Origin of the sequence: Streptomyces sp. NBC_00523, assembly GCF_036346615.1 — a bacterium.
GTDB lineage: Bacteria > Actinomycetota > Actinomycetes > Streptomycetales > Streptomycetaceae > Streptomyces.
Genome location: NZ_CP107836.1, coordinates 4,241,639 through 4,257,834 on the forward strand (window position 1 = coordinate 4,241,639; position 16,196 = coordinate 4,257,834).

The 16,196-nt window shown below is 72.5% G+C and carries 15 protein-coding genes; 9 read left to right on the plus strand and 6 right to left on the minus strand.

Annotated elements, in window-relative coordinates; genetic code table 11:
• Positions 1 to 3: 3 nt before the first annotated feature.
• Positions 4 to 915: a zinc metalloprotease HtpX gene (gene htpX / locus OHS17_RS19305; protein WP_330313190.1), complete on the minus strand. Its 912-nt coding sequence runs from the start codon at positions 913 to 915 to the stop codon at positions 4 to 6.
• A gap of 173 nt (positions 916 to 1,088) precedes the next feature.
• On the opposite strand from htpX, the gene OHS17_RS19310 reads away from it, so the two are divergent.
• The 4 genes from OHS17_RS19310 to OHS17_RS19325 are packed head-to-tail and all read left to right on the plus strand — an operon-like array spanning position 1,089 to position 3,240.
• Positions 1,089 to 2,309 carry a cytochrome P450 gene (locus OHS17_RS19310; protein ID WP_330313191.1) on the plus strand — a complete coding sequence of 407 codons (1,221 nt, stop codon included), beginning with the start codon at positions 1,089 to 1,091 and terminating at the stop codon, positions 2,307 to 2,309.
• A gap of 14 nt (positions 2,310 to 2,323) precedes the next feature.
• Complete coding sequence (locus OHS17_RS19315; protein WP_330313192.1) at positions 2,324 to 2,518, plus strand: ferredoxin; 195 nt, start codon at positions 2,324 to 2,326, stop codon at positions 2,516 to 2,518.
• A 46-nt stretch (positions 2,519 to 2,564) separates the two neighbouring features.
• The gene (locus OHS17_RS19320) at positions 2,565 to 2,843 is read left to right on the plus strand and encodes a type II toxin-antitoxin system Phd/YefM family antitoxin (RefSeq protein ID WP_330313193.1); all 279 of its coding nucleotides are present in this window, start codon (positions 2,565 to 2,567) and stop codon (positions 2,841 to 2,843) included.
• Entirely contained in the window at positions 2,836 to 3,240 is a 405-nt protein-coding gene (locus OHS17_RS19325; RefSeq protein WP_330313194.1) for a type II toxin-antitoxin system VapC family toxin, read from the plus strand. Before OHS17_RS19320 ends, OHS17_RS19325 begins: the two co-directional genes overlap by 8 nt.
• Before the next feature lie 95 nt (positions 3,241 to 3,335).
• Here the strand turns inward: OHS17_RS19325 and OHS17_RS19330 are convergent, their stop codons facing one another.
• Positions 3,336 to 3,983, minus strand: coding sequence for a TetR family transcriptional regulator (locus OHS17_RS19330; RefSeq protein WP_330313195.1), 648 nt, complete (start codon positions 3,981 to 3,983; stop codon positions 3,336 to 3,338).
• Positions 3,984 to 4,223: 240 nt separating this feature from the next.
• Here OHS17_RS19330 and OHS17_RS19335 point away from each other — a divergent pair, with 240 nt between their 5' ends.
• Positions 4,224 to 5,024, plus strand: a complete 801-nt coding sequence (locus tag OHS17_RS19335; protein WP_330313196.1) for a VOC family protein — start codon at positions 4,224 to 4,226, stop codon at positions 5,022 to 5,024.
• A gap of 174 nt (positions 5,025 to 5,198) precedes the next feature.
• Entirely contained in the window at positions 5,199 to 7,583 is a 2,385-nt protein-coding gene (locus OHS17_RS19340; protein WP_330313197.1) for an outer membrane protein assembly factor BamB family protein, read from the plus strand.
• A gap of 126 nt (positions 7,584 to 7,709) precedes the next feature.
• On the opposite strand, the gene OHS17_RS19345 is transcribed toward OHS17_RS19340, so the two are convergent.
• Positions 7,710 to 8,327, minus strand: a complete 618-nt coding sequence (locus OHS17_RS19345) for a hypothetical protein (RefSeq protein WP_330313198.1) — start codon at positions 8,325 to 8,327, stop codon at positions 7,710 to 7,712.
• Positions 8,328 to 8,522: 195 nt separating this feature from the next.
• Here OHS17_RS19345 and OHS17_RS19350 point away from each other — a divergent pair, with 195 nt between their 5' ends.
• Entirely contained in the window at positions 8,523 to 9,059 is a 537-nt protein-coding gene (locus tag OHS17_RS19350; protein WP_330313199.1) for a hypothetical protein, read from the plus strand.
• Between the two features lie 90 nt (positions 9,060 to 9,149).
• Here OHS17_RS19350 and OHS17_RS19355 read toward each other — a convergent pair whose 3' ends face one another.
• The 3 genes from OHS17_RS19355 to OHS17_RS19365 all read right to left on the minus strand — a co-directional run bounded on the left by OHS17_RS19355 (position 9,150) and on the right by OHS17_RS19365 (position 12,970).
• Complete coding sequence (locus tag OHS17_RS19355) at positions 9,150 to 9,329, minus strand: hypothetical protein (protein WP_330313200.1); 180 nt, start codon at positions 9,327 to 9,329, stop codon at positions 9,150 to 9,152.
• 195 nt (positions 9,330 to 9,524) lie between these two features.
• Positions 9,525 to 12,491: an AfsR/SARP family transcriptional regulator gene (locus tag OHS17_RS19360; protein WP_330313201.1), complete on the minus strand. Its 2,967-nt coding sequence runs from the start codon at positions 12,489 to 12,491 to the stop codon at positions 9,525 to 9,527.
• 275 nt (positions 12,492 to 12,766) lie between these two features.
• On the minus strand, positions 12,767 to 12,970 hold the full coding sequence (locus tag OHS17_RS19365) for a cold-shock protein (RefSeq protein WP_003967102.1): 204 nt from the start codon (positions 12,968 to 12,970) through the stop codon (positions 12,767 to 12,769).
• Positions 12,971 to 13,254: 284 nt separating this feature from the next.
• Between OHS17_RS19365 and OHS17_RS19370 the strand changes: the two genes are divergently transcribed.
• Both OHS17_RS19370 and OHS17_RS19375 read left to right on the plus strand, forming a co-directional pair.
• Positions 13,255 to 14,133: a menaquinone biosynthetic enzyme MqnA/MqnD family protein gene (locus tag OHS17_RS19370; protein WP_018101362.1), complete on the plus strand. Its 879-nt coding sequence runs from the start codon at positions 13,255 to 13,257 to the stop codon at positions 14,131 to 14,133.
• A 240-nt stretch (positions 14,134 to 14,373) separates the two neighbouring features.
• Positions 14,374 to 16,137, plus strand: a complete 1,764-nt coding sequence (locus tag OHS17_RS19375; RefSeq protein ID WP_330313202.1) for a serine/threonine-protein kinase — start codon at positions 14,374 to 14,376, stop codon at positions 16,135 to 16,137.
• The last annotated feature ends 59 nt before the right edge of the window (positions 16,138 to 16,196 follow it).

A 16,196-nucleotide genomic window follows, 5' to 3' on the forward strand; every position in this document is an offset into this window, starting at 1 on the left:
TCCTTACGGGCGGGACAGGTCGGCCGAGATGCGGGCCAGCTGGTCGAGGCGCTGTTCCAGCGTCGGGTGCGTGGAGAGCAGTCGCCCGATGCTCTCCTTCGAGGCGAAGGCCGGGACGAAGTAGAAGGCGTTGTACGGCTCCGCCTTCCGCAGGTCCTCCGTCGGAATCCGGGCCATCTGGCCGCTCACCTTGGTGAGGGCGGAGGCGAGGGCCGAGGGGCGGCCGGTGAGCAGGGCGGCCGTGCGGTCGGCGGACAGTTCCCGGTAGCGGGAGAGCACCCGGGTGAGCAGGAAGCTCAGCGCGTAGACGACCGCGCTGACCAGCGGGATGAGCAGGACCAGGATGCCGATCGGGTCGTTGCCGCGGCTGTTGCGGGCGAAGCCGCCCCACAGAGCGACCCGGGTGATGATCCCGGCCAGGACGCCCAGGAACGAGGCGATGGTCATCACGGCCACGTCCCGGTGCGCGACATGCGACATCTCGTGCGCGAGGACGCCCTCCAGCTCCTCCGGCTCCAGTCTCCGCAGCAGTCCCGTCGTCGCGCAGACGAGCGACGACTTCTGGCTGCGCCCGGTCGCGAACGCGTTCGGCACATCGCTCTCCGCGATCGCCACACGCGGTTTCGGCATATCGGCAAGGGCGCATATCCGGTCGATCGCCCCGTGCAGTTCCGGCGCCTCGGCGGGGGAGACCTCCCGGGCGCCCATGCTGAACGCGGCGATCCGGTCGCTGAACCAGAACTGGGCGACGAACATGACCCCGGTGAGGACGAGGATGATCGGCCAGGCCCCGCGCAGCACCGCCAGGAGCACGCCGACCAGCACCACGTACAGCAGTCCGATCAGGAACATGGTGGTCACCATGCGCGTGGTCAGACCACGGTCGGTGGCGTACCGGCTACGGGTTCCGGCCATGGTGGACCTCCACTCCTCGCCTCCCTCCATGGTGCTCCTCGGCGGCCGAAAGTGGACGCCGCTGCTCCGTTCGGCGGGTATGGCCGAACATCATCTAGGCCAGGTAGATGCCTGAGGCATCTAGTGAGGGTGATCGGCAGGACGACCACACCCCCCTCGTTGCGAGGTCCGTCATGACAGAGACCCAGTCCGAGCCCCAGACCACGCAGACCACCGCCTTCCCGCAGGACCGCACCTGTCCCTACCACCCGCCCGCCGGCTACCCGAGCGAGAGCCGCGGGCAGCGCTCGGTGTCCCGGGTCCGCCTCTTCGACGGCCGTACGGTCTGGCTGGTGACCGGGCACGCCGAGGCACGGGCGCTGCTGGCCGACCCCCGGCTGTCGTCCGACCGCACGCACCCGGACTTTCCGCTCTTCGCGCCGCGGCTCACCGCGTCCAGGCAGCGCCGCGTCGAGCTGATCGGCGTGGACGACCCGGAGCACAACACGCAGCGCCGGATGCTGATCCCGAGCTTCACGGTCCGGCGGGCGGCGGCGCTGCGGCCGCGCATCCAGGAGACCGTGGACCGGCTGCTCGACGCGATGGTGGAGCAGGGGCCGCCGGCCGAGCTGGTGGAGGCGTTCGCGCTGCCGGTGCCGTCCATGGTCATCTGCGCGCTGCTCGGGGTGCCGTACGCGGACCACGAGTTCTTCGAGGACCGCTCGCGCAAGCTGCTCCGGGGACCCGGGCCGGAGGACGTGGTCGCGGCCCGGGACGACCTGGACGCGTACTTCCGCGAGCTGATCGCCCGGAAGCGGCGCGATCCGGGCGACGGGCTGCTGGACGAGCTGATCGCCGAGCGGCTGGAGACCGGGGAGGTGGAGCGGGACGAGCTGGTGCGCCTGGCGCAGATCCTGCTCGTGGCCGGGCACGAGACGACCGCGAACATGATCTCGCTCGGCACGTTCACGCTGCTCCGGCACCCGGACCAGCTGGCCCGGCTGACCGGCGGCGGGGCGGAGGCGGTGCCGGCCGCCGTGGAGGAGCTGCTGAGGTTCCTCTCCATCGCGGACGGGCTGTCCCGGATCGCGGTGGAGGACATCGAGATCGGCGGGGAGACGCTGCGGGCGGGGGACGGCGTGCTCCTGTCCACCGCGGTGATCAACCGGGACGCGTCGGTCTTCGCTGCGCCGGACGAGCTGGACCTGGAGCGCGGGGCGCGGGGCCATGTCGCCTTCGGCTTCGGCATCCACCAGTGCCTGGGCCAGAACCTGGCCCGCGCCGAACTGGAGATCGCCCTGCCCGCGCTCTTCCGCCGCCTGCCGGGTCTCCGGCTCGCGGTGGACCCGGAGGAGATCCCGTTCAAACCGGGCGACACGGTGCAGGGCCTGCTGGAACTGCCGGTGACCTGGTGACGGAGGAGAGCCCCATGCGGATCGACATCGACAAGGACGTGTGCATCGGCGCGGGCCAGTGCGCCCTGGCGGCCCCGAAGGTGTTCACCCAGGACGAGGACGGCCTCAGCGAACTCCTGCCGGAGGCGGCGCCGGGCCCGATGGTGGCGGAGGCGGTCCGGGCGTGCCCGGTGGGGGCGATCAGGACGGAGGGGGCGCGGGGCGCCTGAGCACTACTCCGTAGCACACCGTAGCGCGCCGCGCTACGGTGGATGTATGAGGACGATTACGCAGCGGGAGTTCCGCAACAGCTCCGCCGATGTCATGGACGCGGTGGAGGCGGGTGAGGTCTTCCACATCACCCGTAACGGGATAGAGGTTGCGGAGCTCCGGCCGCTCACGCGGAAGCGGCGGCTGAGCGCCGAAGAGCTGGTGGCGAGGCACAGGCGTCTGCCCCATGTGGACAGCGCTCTCCTGCGACAGGAGGCGGACGAGTTCTTCGGCGACGAGGACCGTGCCGGGGAGGACGACCCCTGGGAGCGGGCACGTGGCTGAGCGCTACCGGGCGGGCGTGCTCGACACCTGCACGTACATCGACCTCGACCTGTTGCGGGCGGAAGACCTTCCCGCTTTCCCCATGCTCACCGCCGTGACCATGGCTGAGCTGCAGCAGGGCGTGGCAATGGCCAAGGATGCCGCCGGGCGGGCTGCGCGAATGGAGAAGCTCGGTGCCGCTGTGGCCGATTTCGAGCCGCTCCCCTTCGACGGAGAAGCGGCCGCGCGCTACGGGAGCCTGGTCTCCATGACCCTTGCCGCAGGTCGCGACCCCCGACCCCGACGCATGGACCTGATGATCGCCGCGATCGCCTCGGTCGGTGAGCTGCCGTTGTTCACCCGCAACGCGGACGACTTCAAGGGGCTCGACGGGGTGCTGACGGTCGTCCCCGTGTGACCCCCGTCCGGATACGCCGACGGCGGACCACAGGTGTGGTCCGCCGTCGGTGAGACAGGACCTGGGGGCGCCGGGGTCGCCCCAGCGGGGGTTCGTTACTTCGCCGGCTTCTTGCCCGTGATGCCGAGGTGCACCAACTGCGCCAGATTCGGCTTGAGTTCGGCCTGCTTGACGCCCCAGGCCGTGAAGCCCTTCTGGTGCGAGGCGACGCCGGCCAGCATGACGACCAGGGAGCCCGCCATCGCGGCGGCGCTGATGTCCTTGTCGACCTTGCCCTTCGACTGGAGCTCCTTCACGGACTCCGTGAGGGAGCCGGTCACGGAGTTGAGGACCTTCATGCGGATCTTGTTGAACCGCTTGTCGCCCTCCGCCGCGCCGAGGTCGATCACGCGCAGGATCGCGTCGTTGCGCCGCCAGAAGTCGAGGAAGCCCTCCACGAGTTGTTCGGAGGTCTGCCAGCCCGCCTTGCCGACCCAGGAGCGTCCGGAGACCAGTTCGGTCAGCCCGGCACCCTCCCTGGCGACGTCCTCGGCGAGTTCGAGGACGGCGCCCTCGACGTCGGGGAAGTACTGGTAGAAGGTCGCTGGTGAAGTCCCCGCCTTCCGGGCGACGTCGATGACTTTGACGTCCCGGTACGGCGAGGAGCTGAGCATCTCGCTGAGGCAGTCGAGCAGCTTCTGCCGCGTCGCCTGACCGCGTCGACCGGCCACGCGGCCGTCGACGGTGCGTACTTGTCCTGTCATGCCGTCAGCTTACCGACGGGTGATCGGAGCGCGATTCGGCCGAAGCAAATGGGGAACGGGGCCCGCCCGGGCCCCTCGTTGCCCACAGTGCGATGAATGTTATTAACAGCCTGTGGATAACTTCGGTGGATAACTTTCGAACCTGTGTTCGGCCGCAAGGCCTCCGGGGCGCGCCGCACGCACCGTAAAGCTACCGTGACTGTGACGGGCGTCACCCCCACGACGGAAGGATCCGGGCCCATGGCCGCGTTCGCGCAGTCCGCACCGTGCTGGGTGGATGTGCAGCTTTCCGACCTGGAAGCGGGCAAGCGCTTCTACGGCGAGCTGTTCGGCTGGACCTTCCGCCCGGAGGGCGACCGCCGCGCCGACGCCCTGAGCGACGGAAAGCTCGTCGCCGCGCTGGCCGCCAAGAAGGACGGCCGCATGCCGACCGCCTGGGGCGTCTACTTCGCCACCGACGACATCGAGGCCTCGGTCACCCGGATCCGCGCGGCCGGCGGCCAGGTGATCACCGAACCCGTCCCGGCCGGGCGCCACGGCGTGCTCGCCCAGGCCGCCGACCCGGGCGGCGCGGTCTTCGGCCTCTGGCAGGCCGGCGACCGCGAGGGCTTCCAGAAGCAGAACGAGCCCGGCTCCTTCTGCTGGACCGAGGTCCACACCCGGTCCAAGGAGCGCGTCGACCCCTTCTACGAGGAGGTCTTCGGCTTCCGCTGCGCGGACGTGGACGACTCGCCCCTGGACGTCCCCGACACCGACGAGCACCGCGTGGACTTCCGTACGTGGTCCCCGCCCGGCACCGAACCGGGCCCCGAGACGGCCGTCGGCGGGCGGAGCGTCATCACGGCCGCGTTCCCGGCCGAGCTGCCCAGCCACTTCCTGAGCTACTTCAACGTCGCGGACTGCGACGACACCGCCCGTACCGTCCAGCGGCTCGGCGGCCGGGTCACCGAACCCCCGCTGGACATCCCGTACGGCAGGATGGCGGTCCTCCAGGACGACCAGGGCGCCGAGTTCGCCGTACTTCAGGAGCCTGTGTCCTGATACGGGCGGAGTGGCACGGGACACCCCGATCCGCCCCCGGGTTCGCAACCGGGGCCCCGGCCAGGAACAATCGGGGTGCGCACCGCCGGGCCGCGCCCACGGATGAGACGCTGCACACGGCGGGATTTTCGCGGGCCTCAGGGAACAGAGGCCCGTACGGGGAGGTGGCAAGTAGTGGAGCAGCTGACGCAGCACGACCCGAGGCGGATCGGCCCCTTCGAGGTGCTGGGACGGCTCGGGGCCGGCGGCATGGGGCTGGTCTATCTGGCCCGGTCCGCGTCGGGCCGCCGGGTGGCGATCAAGACCGTCCGTACGGAACTGGCCGAGGACCAGCTGTTCCGGGTGCGCTTCACGCGCGAGGTGGAGGCCGCGCGGGCCGTCAGCGGCTTCTACACGGCCGCCGTCGTGGACGCCGACCCGCGCGCCGCGGTGCCGTGGCTCGCCACCGCGTACGTGCCCGCCCCCTCGCTCGAAGAGATCGTCAACGAGTGCGGGCCCATGCCCACCCAGGCCGTGCGCTGGCTGGCGGCGGGCATCGCGGAGGCGCTCCAGTCCATCCACGGGGCGCAGCTCGTCCACCGCGACATGAAGCCGTCGAACGTGCTCGTCGTGGAGGACGGCCCCCGGGTCATCGACTTCGGCATCGCGTCCGGGGTCTCCAACACCCGGCTCACCATGACCAACGTGGCCGTCGGCACGCCCGCGTACATGTCGCCGGAGCAGGCCCGGGACTCGCGGAGCGTGACGGGGGCCAGCGACATCTTCTCGCTCGGCTCGACGCTGGTCTTCGCCGCGACCGGGCACGCCCCGTACCGGGGGGCCAACCCGGTCGAGACGGTGTTCATGCTGCTGCGCGAGAGCCCCGACCTGTCGGGCCTGCCGGACGATCTGCGGCCGCTGATCGACTCGTGCATGCAGACGGACCCGGCCCTGCGGCCCTCCCCGGCCGACCTCCAGGCCCAGCTCGCCCCGCACCTCTTCGCCTCCGGCGGCGGTGACGACGACGGCGGTACGGCTTCCGCGTGGCTGCCGGCCGCCGCGACCGCGCTGATCGAGCGGCGCCGGGGCGGTGGCCGGGCGCCGGCCGCCCCGCCCGCACCGCCCGTCGCGCCGCCGCAGCGCGCCGAGACCGCGCCGCACCCGCCGCCCGGCACGGACTGGGAAGGCCCCTGGCACAGCGGCGCCCCCGCCCGCCCGACGGCCCCGCCGGTGCCCGACGCCGGGGGGCCGGTGCGGCTGACCGGGGTCCAGGTGCCGATCGGGCCCGGGCCCCGGGTCCAGGACGTCCGCGCCTCGGCCTCCGGTGCCGACGCGGGCCCCGCGACCGGCTGGGTCCGCCCGCCCGGCGGGGTCAACGGCACGCCCACGCCCGTCCCCGTGCCCCCTCCGGCGCAGGCGCCCGAATCCGCGCAGTCCGGGCCCGCCCGGTGGCGGCCCTGGCGGTTCCGCATGTCCAACGACGTGTGGGGCACGCCGGTCGTCGTCGGCGACCTGCTCTACGTCACGTCCTTCGAGGTCCACGCGCTGGACACCGGCAACGGGCGGCGCCAGTTCAAGACCCGGGACGTCGCCTGGGCGATGGCCGTCGACGGCGGCCGCATCCACGCCTCGGACGGCCCCTCCCTCTACGCCCTGGACGCCACCAGCGGCGCCGAGCGGTGGCGGGTGGGCGCCGATGCCTGGGTGTACGCGCTCAAGGCCGACCGGGGCACGGTCGTCACGGCCACCCGGGGCGGCGGCGTCCAGGCGTGGGAGGCGGCGACCGGCGAGAAGCTGTGGGACCTGAGCGGCGCGCAGACGGACTTCGAGACGCCGGAGGGCGGGCCGGTCATCCACGACGGCACGGTGTACGTCTGGCAGGACGCCCGGCTCAAGGCCCTCGACGCCCGGACCGGCGTCGAGCGCTGGTCGTACCCCATCGGCGACGCGGCCTCCTGCGGCGGCGTGCCGGTCCGGGTGACGCCCGCGCCGGACGGTTACGTGTACGTCGCCGCCGGGACGCGGGTCCTCGCGGTGGACATCGCGGCCGGGCACGTCCGCTGGCACTTCGAGTGCCCGGCGGTCTTCCTGTCCCCGCCCGCCTTCGCCCCCGGCCCGGCCGTCACCGGCGGCGGGGTCTACCTCGCGGACTACCTCGGCACGGTGTACGCCCTGGACGCCGCGACCGGCAAGGACCGCTGGCGCATCGCCACGGAGGCCCGGCAGTCGGCGGAACCGGTGCTCGTCGTCGCGGGCAACGTCCATGTGGGCAGCGGCAGCGCGCTCTACACCCTCGACGCGGTCACCGGCACCCCGAAGTGGCGGTTCGCGGCGGGCGGCGAGGTGGTGGGCGCCCCGGTCGTCGCGGACGGCCGCGTCCACTTCGGCTCCGCGGACCACGTCCTGTACACCCTCGACGCGGCGGGCGGCCAGCTCCGCTGGAAGCTCGCCACCGGCGGAGAGATCACAGGCTCGCCCGTGGTCCGGAACGGCGTGGTGTACGCGTGCAGCAAGGACCGCTGCGTGTACGCGCTGGACGCGCTGAAGGGCACGGGGACGGGCGCCCGGGCGCGAGCGTAGGGCTGCCGCCCCGATGGAACCGGGCCGAGCCGTAATTCCCAGCCCGTCCGGCGCTTGAGGACGGAACCGTTGCCCTTGCGGGCGTTGCACCCAGGGTTCGGGCCCGCCCGATGACCGGTTCCGTCCTCAATCGCCGGACGGGCTGGGAGGTTCGCCAGGCGGGCTGGGTCTGCCGGTGGGCGGGCGTGAGGTGTCAGGACCCACGTAAGGGTCGTCCCCCTCCGGCTCCGGCCACGGGCTCGTCTGGACCGAGGGGCCCGGCTCCCGGGTCGGGGGCCAGGTGTCGGGGGCGGACGAGTCGGGGGCGGCGTACCGCGGAGGGCGGTGGCGGCCCGACATCGCGGCGGAGCCCAGAAGCATCAGCGCCCCACCCCCCGCGGCGAGCGCGACGCCCACGTCCAGGCCCGAGCCGTCGCCCGCGACGGCCAGGCTGTCCGTCACCTGGAAGACGCGGACCATCCACAGCACGGTGAACCCGAGCACCACCACGCCCGCGAGCGCGACGAGCGTACGGGAGCGCAGCACGACCCCCAGCACCGTCACGACCGCCGCGCACAGGAACGGCAGCCACAGCGAGCCGAACAGGCCGCCGGACTGCGTACCGGTCGCACCGGTGCCGGTGAAGAGGTCGCCCAGCCGGTAGTGCCGCCCGAGGCGGCCGTCGTACCAGTCACGGAAGGGGCTCAGCACGGCGGCCGCCGCTCCGGCGAGAGCGAGGACCGCACCGAGGACGTTGCGGATCATGTCCGTACCTCCAGGACGCGCTCTCGCTCCGACGCTACGCCGCACGGGTTGCCCCCGCCACCAGACAGGGACGAGACCGTGACAGGGCCATGACCGGCCCGCCGGTCATCCGCGCCATGCTGTGGGATACGGTTCCGTGTCGCCCGGCCATCCGGCCGGTCACGGCGGAACACCACACAATCGGGGGCGGATTCGATGAAACGGCAGCACGTCAAGCTGACGGTGGTCCTGGTCGCGGTGGTACTCGCGCTGACCGGCTTCTCCACCGGCAGCCACGGCAGCAAGAGCAGGAGCGGCAAGAGCCGCTCCAGCCACAGCAGCGGTGGCGGTTGCTCCAACGACAAGAAGAGCAACGGCACGTACCACGACACCGACTCCGGCACCCGCTACAACCGCACGTCGGGCGGCACCTCGGGCACCACCCGTACGTCCCCGACCCCCACGGCCACCGCCGCCCCGAAGGCGTACGTCTTCCGCTGCGCCACCCCCGCGAAGGGCGCGGCCAAGGCGGTCACCACCTCCACGGTCCGCCTCACCGCGACCGCGAGCGGCAGCCGCACGTACAACGTCGACGTGACCTTCCTCGACGCGTCCGGCATCGCGATCGACACGGGCCGCGCGACGGCGAAGGCGTCCGGCGGCGAGACGAAGACCGTGTCCGTGCCGATGGACCACCCGGACAAGGTCGCCCAGGTCGCGAAGTGCACGGTCACGGCGACGCCGGGCTACTGAGCGCGCCGCGCACACACGTAACGGCCGCGACGGCATCCCCTCCGCGCCGCCGCGGCCGTTCCCCCTACCCCCGTGGTCCCGCCAGATGGCTCAACGCGGATCCGGGCCCGTCATGTGGCTGTCGAGCGGCTTGATCTCGGGCTCGCCGGTCATGTGGCTGTCCAGCGGCTTGACCTTGGGCTCGCCGGTCATGTGGCTGTCCGTCGGCTCGACATCGCCGATGGTGCCGGGCTTCGGTGCGGTCAGCTTGGTCTTCTTGTCGTCGCTCATGTTGTGAACTCCGTTGCTGGGTGCATGGTTGGTCGGCAAAGCCCGTCCGGCTGTTCCCCCGTGGACTGCCGGACGGGCTGTTCAGAGCCGTTCACCTTAGTGCGCGGTTCCCCTGTCGAATCGCCTGCCCCCCGACGCGACGTTTCGACGGGTACGAGACTGCCGGGCGGCGATAAACGAACGATGAACGCGGAGTCAGCGGGCCTGGGACGAGGTACGGGCGAGCAGGCCGCGCACCATGTCGCTCTCGGGCGCCTTCGCCTGGTCGAAGATCCCCAGCGCCTCCTGCCAGCAGACCTTGGCACGATCCGCCTGTCCTATGCCGTCCAGTGCCTGCCCCAGCACGGTCAGCACATTGGCCCGGCGCCAGTCGCCTCCCACGTGGAGCAGCACCGTCAGCGCCTGCTCGGAGTACTCGGCGGCCCGGGCCGGACGCTCGGCCGCCAGATGCACCTCGGCCAGCCGGAAGAGGGTCATCCCCTCCCAGAGCCGCTGGCGGCTCTCCCGGAAGACGGACAGGGCCTCGGTGAGACGCCCCTCGGCCTCGCTCTGCCGGCCCGCCCGGGTGAGGGCGAGGCCCAGTGCGTAACGGCCGTTCGCCAGGCGCAGGGTGAGTCCGAGACGGGCGTAGAGGTCGATGCCCCGGCCGGCCAGCTCGACGGCGCTGGCCGTCCGCCCGATGGCCAGATGGACGCGGGACAGATTGCACAGGGCGCTGGCCTCGCCGGCCTGGTTTCCGTCGGCCCGGAACGCGGCGATGGTCTGCTGGAGGAGGACTTCCGCCTCGTCGTGCTGATTGCGGTACGCGGCGATGATCCCGAGCTCGTTCGGTGCGTTGCAGTGGGTCCAGACGTCATCGACCGAGGTTCCGAGGGCCATGGCCCGCCGGGCTTCGTCCTCCGCCCTGTCGAAGCGGCCCGCGGTGCTGTGTACCTGGGCGAGCGTCGTCCGCGCCCGTGCCTCGGAGCGGGCGTCACCGGCCACGGTCGCGGCATCCCGTACGGTCGTGGCGGCCGATTCGAACTGGCGTGAGTTGGCGCCGGATTCGGCGAGATCCTTGGCGGCGAGCAGGAGGTCCACCGCCCGCCGGACGGTTCCGGCGGCGCCGCTCTGCTGGACGCACGCGAGGAGCGGGCTCGCCTCCGCGTACAGCCAGTCGAGGGCCCGTCCGTGATCGGAGAACGACAGCCCGGGGCGGGCCGTGGGCTCCAGGTGGTCCACGGTGCGGTCCCCCGGCCGCTCCAGCGCGTACACCCCCGCCGCCGTGGCCAGGTAGAAGTCCAGCAGGCGCGACAGCGCCTCCTCGCGTTCGCCGGGCCGCTGTTCGTCCCGTTCCGCGCAGGAGCGCGCGTAGAGGCGGACCAGGTCGTGGTAGCGGTAGCGGCCGGGGGCGGCGGACTCGACCAGGGACGTGTCGACCAGGGCCTCCAGGAGGTCCTCCGCCGTGTGCGGGTCCCGGTCGAGGAGAGCGGCCGCGGCGGCGAGCGAGATGTCCGGGCCGTCCGCGAGGCCGAGGAGGCGGAAGGCGCGGGCCTGGGCCGGTTCCAGCTGGCCGTAGCCGAGTTCGAAGGTGGCCTTCACCGCGAGGTCGCCCGCCTGGAGCTCGTCCAGGCGGCGGCGCTCGTCGGCCAGCTTGGCGGCGAGGACCGACACGGTCCAGGTGCGGCGGGAGGCCAGCCGGGACGCGGCGATCCGGATCGCGAGGGGGAGGAAGCCGCAGGCGGCGACCACGTCGAGCGCGGCCTCCCGCTCCGAGCTGATCCGCTCCTCGCCGACGATCCGGGTGAAGAGCTGAAGCGCCTCCTCCGGCGACATCACGTCCAGGTCGACCAGATGCGCCCCCGCCAGGTCGACCATCCGGACCCGGCTCGTCACGAGCGCCGCGCAGCCCTCCGTGCCGGGGAGCAACGGGCGGATCTGGGCGGCGTCGTGGGCGTTGTCCAGGAGGACCAGCACCCGGCGCCCGTCCAGCGTGGACCGGTAGAGCGCGGCGCGCTCGTCCAGCGTCTCCGGAATGGCCGAGTCCGCGGTCCCGAGCGCCCGCAGGAACGCGCCGAGCACCGTCTCCGGCTCGGCGGCCCGGGCCCCGGCGCCCTGGAGGTCGACGTACAGCTGCCCGTCCGGGAAGTGACGGCGGGCCCGGTGGGCGACGTGGACGGCGAGCGTGGTCTTGCCGACACCCCCGATCCCGGCCAGCGCGGAGACGGCCATCACGGACCCCTCCACCGTGGCGAGCCGGTCGCCCAGCTCGCGTACGAACGCGTCCCGGCCGGTGAAGTCCGGGACGGTCGCGGGCAGCTGGGCCGGGCGGACCGGCGCCGCGGCCGGGGCCGGTTCGTCGGCCGGACGGGCCAGCTCCTCGTCGGCGCGCAGGATGCGCTGCTGGAGCTGCGCCAGCTCCGCGCGCGGATCGACCCCCAGCTCCTCGGCGAGCAGCCGCCGGGTGTCCGCGTAGACGGCCAGCGCCTCCGCCTGCCGGCCGCTGCGGTACAGGGCCACCATCAGGAGCTCGCGCAGCCGCTCCCGCAGGGGGTGCGCGGCGGTGAGCGCGGTCAGTTCGGAGACCGCCTCCGCGTGGCAGCCGGCCTCCAGGTCCAGATCGAGGCGGGTCTCGGTGAGCTGGAGCCGCCACTCCTCCAGGCGGGTGCGCTGGTACTCGGCGTACGGGCCGGGCACGGAGGCCAGCGCCTCGCCGTCCCACAGCCCGAGCGCCTTGTTGAGGAGGGCCCGCGCCGCGTCCCGGTCGCCGCCCGCCCGCGCCTTCTCCGCGCCGGACGCCAGCTCCTGAGCCACGGTCAGGTCCAGCGCGTCGGCGCCGGTGCGCATCGCGTAGCCGCCGGAGTCGCTGACCAGCGTCTCGGGGCCGAGGACCTTGCGCAGCCGGGAGGCGTAGGTGCGTACGGCGGCCAGCGCCTGCGAGGGCGGCTCGTCGCCCCAGATGCCGTCGATGAGCTCGGCGGCCGTCGCCGTGTGCCCGCCGCGCAGCAGCAGCGCGGTCAGCAGCGCGCGCTGCTGCGGCGAACCGGACGCCAGTGCCTCGCCGCCCCGGTGGACCCGGACCGGGCCGAGTACGGAGAAGTGCAGCACGGCCTCGTCCTCCGGGCCCCGCTCGGGGGTCCGCTGCTGCGGAACGCGTACCCGTGGCCCGTCGACACGGCCCATTGCTGCCTCCTGTCCTGCCTGCGCACGGCCCGGCACGGTCACTGTGTCCGGATCGGTCATAGGCCGTCCGGATTGCTCCATACCGTTGATATCGCCGTCAACAGTCTGCCTTGTGAAGGGTCGGCCCGTCAGCAACGGATGACTCTCTGCACAAGCCCTCGACAACGATTCGGAACGGCCCGCGCACGGGCAGGAGCCCCGCTCCTCCGCCGGTGCGGAGGAGCGGGGCTCCTTGGGTACTGCTCTTACCGGCCGCGATCGGCCGACCCGGGCAACTAGGCCGGGGTGACGTTCTCAGCCTGCGGACCCTTGGGGCCCTGAGTGACGTCGAAGTTCACGACCTGGTTCTCCTCGAGGGAGCGGAACCCGGACGCGTTGATCGCGGAGTAGTGGACGAAGACATCCGGGCCGCCGCCGTCCTGGGCGATGAAGCCGAAGCCCTTTTCAGCGTTGAACCACTTGACGGTTCCGGTAGCCATAAGCCCTCCTTGGGCCAAAGGGTTGCCCTGCTCCAGAACCTGCAATGAAGTCTGAAAACTACAAAAGCCTGCGGGGTTACATGCTCCGCAGGCTCTGTACTGCAAGGGAAACCAAACTGCAACTTGCCGTCGAGCCTAGCACGCAGCGTGTGCGTAGGGGTAGAGGGAAAGATCACTTCACCCGGATGTTTGACGGCCGCCCGGATGAGCCATCCGAGAGGGCCTTCCCGTGCGCCGCGGCCCCCGGTGGGGCGGCCGCGAAGGTACGGGTCTAGCCTCGCGATGTGGACAATTCAACCGTTTCAAACGTCGCGGGCGACGACCGTCGCCCCCGGCCGCGCGTCGGCCACATCCAGTTCCTCAACTGCCTTCCCCTCTACTGGGGGCTGGCACGCACCGGAACCCTGCTCGACCTGGAGCTGTCGAAGGACACCCCCGAGAAGCTCAGCGAGCAACTGGTCAGGGGCGAGCTCGACATCGCCCCCGTCACCCTCGTCGAGTTCCTGCGCAACGCGGACGACCTGGTCGCGTTCCCCGACATCGCGGTCGGCTGCGACGGCCCCGTCATGTCGTGCGTGATCGTCTCGCAGCGCCCCCTGGAGGACCTGGACCGGGCCCGGGTCGCCCTCGGCTCGACCTCCCGCACCTCCGTACGGCTGGCGCGGCTGCTGCTCGCCGAGCGGTACGGAGTCACCCCCGACTACTACACCTGCCCGCCCGACCTGGGCCTGATGATGCAGGAGGCGGACGCCGCCGTCCTCATCGGTGACGCGGCCCTCCGCGCCAACCTGCACGACGCCCCCCGCCTCGGGCTCCAGGTCCACGACCTGGGCGCGATGTGGAAGGAGTGGACGGGCCTGCCGTTCGTCTTCGCCGTCTGGGCCGCGCGCAAGGACTACCTGGCGGCCGAGCCCACCGCGGTGAAGCAGGTCCACGAGGCGTTCCTCGCCTCCCGTGACCTGTCCCTGGAGGAGGTCACCAAGGTCGCCGAGCAGGCGGCGCGCTGGGAGGCGTTCGACGCGGAGGTCCTGGAGCGCTACTTCACGACGCTCGACTTCCGCTTCGGCCCGGACCAGCTGGCGGGCGTCCAGGAGTTCGCCCGCCGCACCGGCGAGGCGGCGGGCTTCCCGGCCGACGTGAAGGTGGAGCTCCTCGGCGGATGAGAACATCCCGCCGCCGGGGAATGGCATTTTCGATTTGTTGAACATGCGATGAATGGTGGATTGCGCAATCGGTCATCGGCGGGACCGGCGCATTCACGCCTTTTATCGCGGTGAATGACGTCGTTCGTTCCCTTGGGGGCGAAATCGGCGGATGGTTTCTCCCGTGACCGGACGAGACTTCGCGGACACGAACTAGGCTTCGGTCGGAGGTCCGGCCGGTTCACAGGGGGAGTTCTTGATATGCAGCCGCTGGAAGCCGGGGAACCGCTCAGCATCGGCTCCTACCGGCTGCTGGGCAGACTCGGCGCCGGCGGCATGGGCCGGGTCTACCTCGGGCGCAGCGCGGGCGGCCGTACGGTCGCCGTCAAGGTCGTCCACCCGCACTTCGCGCTCGACGAGCAGTTCCGCGCCCGCTTCCGGCGCGAGGTGGAGGCGGCCCGGCGGATCGGCGCCCAGTGGACCGCGCCCGTCCTGGACGCCGACCCGGACGCCCCCGTCCCCTGGATCGCCACCGGTTACGTGGCGGGCCCGCCGCTCTCCGCGGCCGTCACCGAGCACGGCCCGCTGCCCGAGCACGCGGTCCGGGTGCTGGGCGCCGGTCTCGGCGAGGCGCTGGCCGCGGTGCACGAGCGGGGCCTGATCCACCGGGACGTGAAGCCGTCCAACGTCCTGCTCGCCCTGGACGGCCCCCGCCTGATCGACTTCGGCATCGCCCGGGCCATCGACGCGACCGCCTCCCTCACCTCCACCGGGGTCTCCGTCGGCTCGCCGGGCTACATGGCGCCGGAGCAGATCCGGGGCACCGACCTCTCCGGCGCGGCCGACATCTTCTCGCTGGGCGCGGTCCTGGCCTACGCGGCGACCGGCTCCGCACCGTTCCTCGGCGACTCCTCGGCCGTCCTCCTCTACAAGGTCGTCCACGAGGAACCGGAGCTGGGCGATCTGGAGGGCGGTCTGCGCGAGACCATCGCCGCCTGCCTGGCCAAGGACCCGGAGCGGCGGCCCACCCCGGACGAGCTGGCCCGCCGGCTGCTGCCCGGCGGCGCGGCGGCGGCGGTCGCGGCGGGCTGGCTGCCCGGTCCGCTGGTCCGCGAGGTCAGCAGCTCGGCGGTGGCGCTGCTGGACCTGGAACCGCAGGAGGCCCCGGTGCAGTCGGGGCCGGTGCCGTTCAGCGACCCGTCGCTGGGGGCGGGGATCGGCGAGCCCGCGTCCGGGGCGGGCGAACCCTCCGGGGGCCCGTACGGCTCGCCCGCCGCAGCGCTCGGCGTCTTCGGCCCGCCGGTCGACCCGCCGCACCCCCCGACCGCCGGGGCCGACGGGCTGCCGGGGCAGCGGACCGGGGGCCGGAGCCTGACCCTGGGCGCGACGGCGGGCGGCGACGGGGCGGGACGGCGGCGCGTCAGCTGCACGCTCGCGCTCGCGGTGGCCGGGGCGCTGGCCGCGGTGACGATGGGCGGCGCCTTCTGGCTGGACCTGATGCCGGGCACGGGCGGCGACACCGGCAACGTCGGGCAGGCACCGCCCGCCACCTCCGGAGAGCCCTCGCCGCCGAAGGACTCGGACACGGGCTCGGCGACGAAGGGCCCGACGGCCAGCCCGACGAAGAGCCCGGCGCCCCCGGGCGGGGCCGCCGAACTGCCCGACGCGTTCGTCGGCACCTGGACGGGCCCGCTCACCGAGAAGACCACGGGCGAACCGCACGGCACGCTCACCGCGGTCTTCACCAAGGGCCGCAAGGGCACGGACGTGGTCCGCCTGACCACCTCCCTCTCCATGGGCTTCGAGATCACCTGCCACAGCGTCGCCACCCTCACCACCGCCTCCGACGACGAGTTGAAGCTGCGCGAGCGCGCCGACCCGGACCGCCCGAGCACCGCGGGGCTCTGCACCACCACCCCGGCCGACCTCCACTTCACCCGCGCCTCCGACGGCACGCTCCGCTTCCGCTCCGACGAGAGGGGCGCGGGACTCCCGTACGGCACGCTCACCCGGTCCGACGGCTGAAGCCCAACCCCCCTGGCGTACGCTGAACCGGTCCGTAGATCCGTTGAAAAACCGCCGAA

Excerpts from the sequence above, each read along its gene's own strand:
- OHS17_RS19365 (WP_003967102.1), bottom strand. The coding sequence starts at position 12,970 with ATGGCTACCGGAACCGTCAAGTGGTTCAACGCTGAAAAGGGCTTCGGC.
- OHS17_RS19315 (WP_330313192.1), top strand. The coding sequence starts at position 2,324 with ATGCGGATCGACATCGACAAGGACGTGTGCATCGGCGCGGGCCAGTGC.
- OHS17_RS19350 (WP_330313199.1), top strand. The coding sequence starts at position 8,523 with ATGAAACGGCAGCACGTCAAGCTGACGGTGGTCCTGGTCGCGGTGGTA.
- OHS17_RS19375 (WP_330313202.1), top strand. The coding sequence starts at position 14,374 with ATGCAGCCGCTGGAAGCCGGGGAACCGCTCAGCATCGGCTCCTACCGG.
- OHS17_RS19330 (WP_330313195.1), bottom strand. The coding sequence starts at position 3,983 with ATGACAGGACAAGTACGCACCGTCGACGGCCGCGTGGCCGGTCGACGC.
- OHS17_RS19360 (WP_330313201.1), bottom strand. The coding sequence starts at position 12,491 with ATGGGCCGTGTCGACGGGCCACGGGTACGCGTTCCGCAGCAGCGGACC.
- htpX (WP_330313190.1), bottom strand. The coding sequence starts at position 915 with ATGGCCGGAACCCGTAGCCGGTACGCCACCGACCGTGGTCTGACCACG.
- OHS17_RS19320 (WP_330313193.1), top strand. The coding sequence starts at position 2,565 with ATGAGGACGATTACGCAGCGGGAGTTCCGCAACAGCTCCGCCGATGTC.
- OHS17_RS19355 (WP_330313200.1), bottom strand. The coding sequence starts at position 9,329 with ATGAGCGACGACAAGAAGACCAAGCTGACCGCACCGAAGCCCGGCACC.
- OHS17_RS19335 (WP_330313196.1), top strand. The coding sequence starts at position 4,224 with ATGGCCGCGTTCGCGCAGTCCGCACCGTGCTGGGTGGATGTGCAGCTT.
- OHS17_RS19310 (WP_330313191.1), top strand. The coding sequence starts at position 1,089 with ATGACAGAGACCCAGTCCGAGCCCCAGACCACGCAGACCACCGCCTTC.
- OHS17_RS19345 (WP_330313198.1), bottom strand. The coding sequence starts at position 8,327 with ATGATCCGCAACGTCCTCGGTGCGGTCCTCGCTCTCGCCGGAGCGGCG.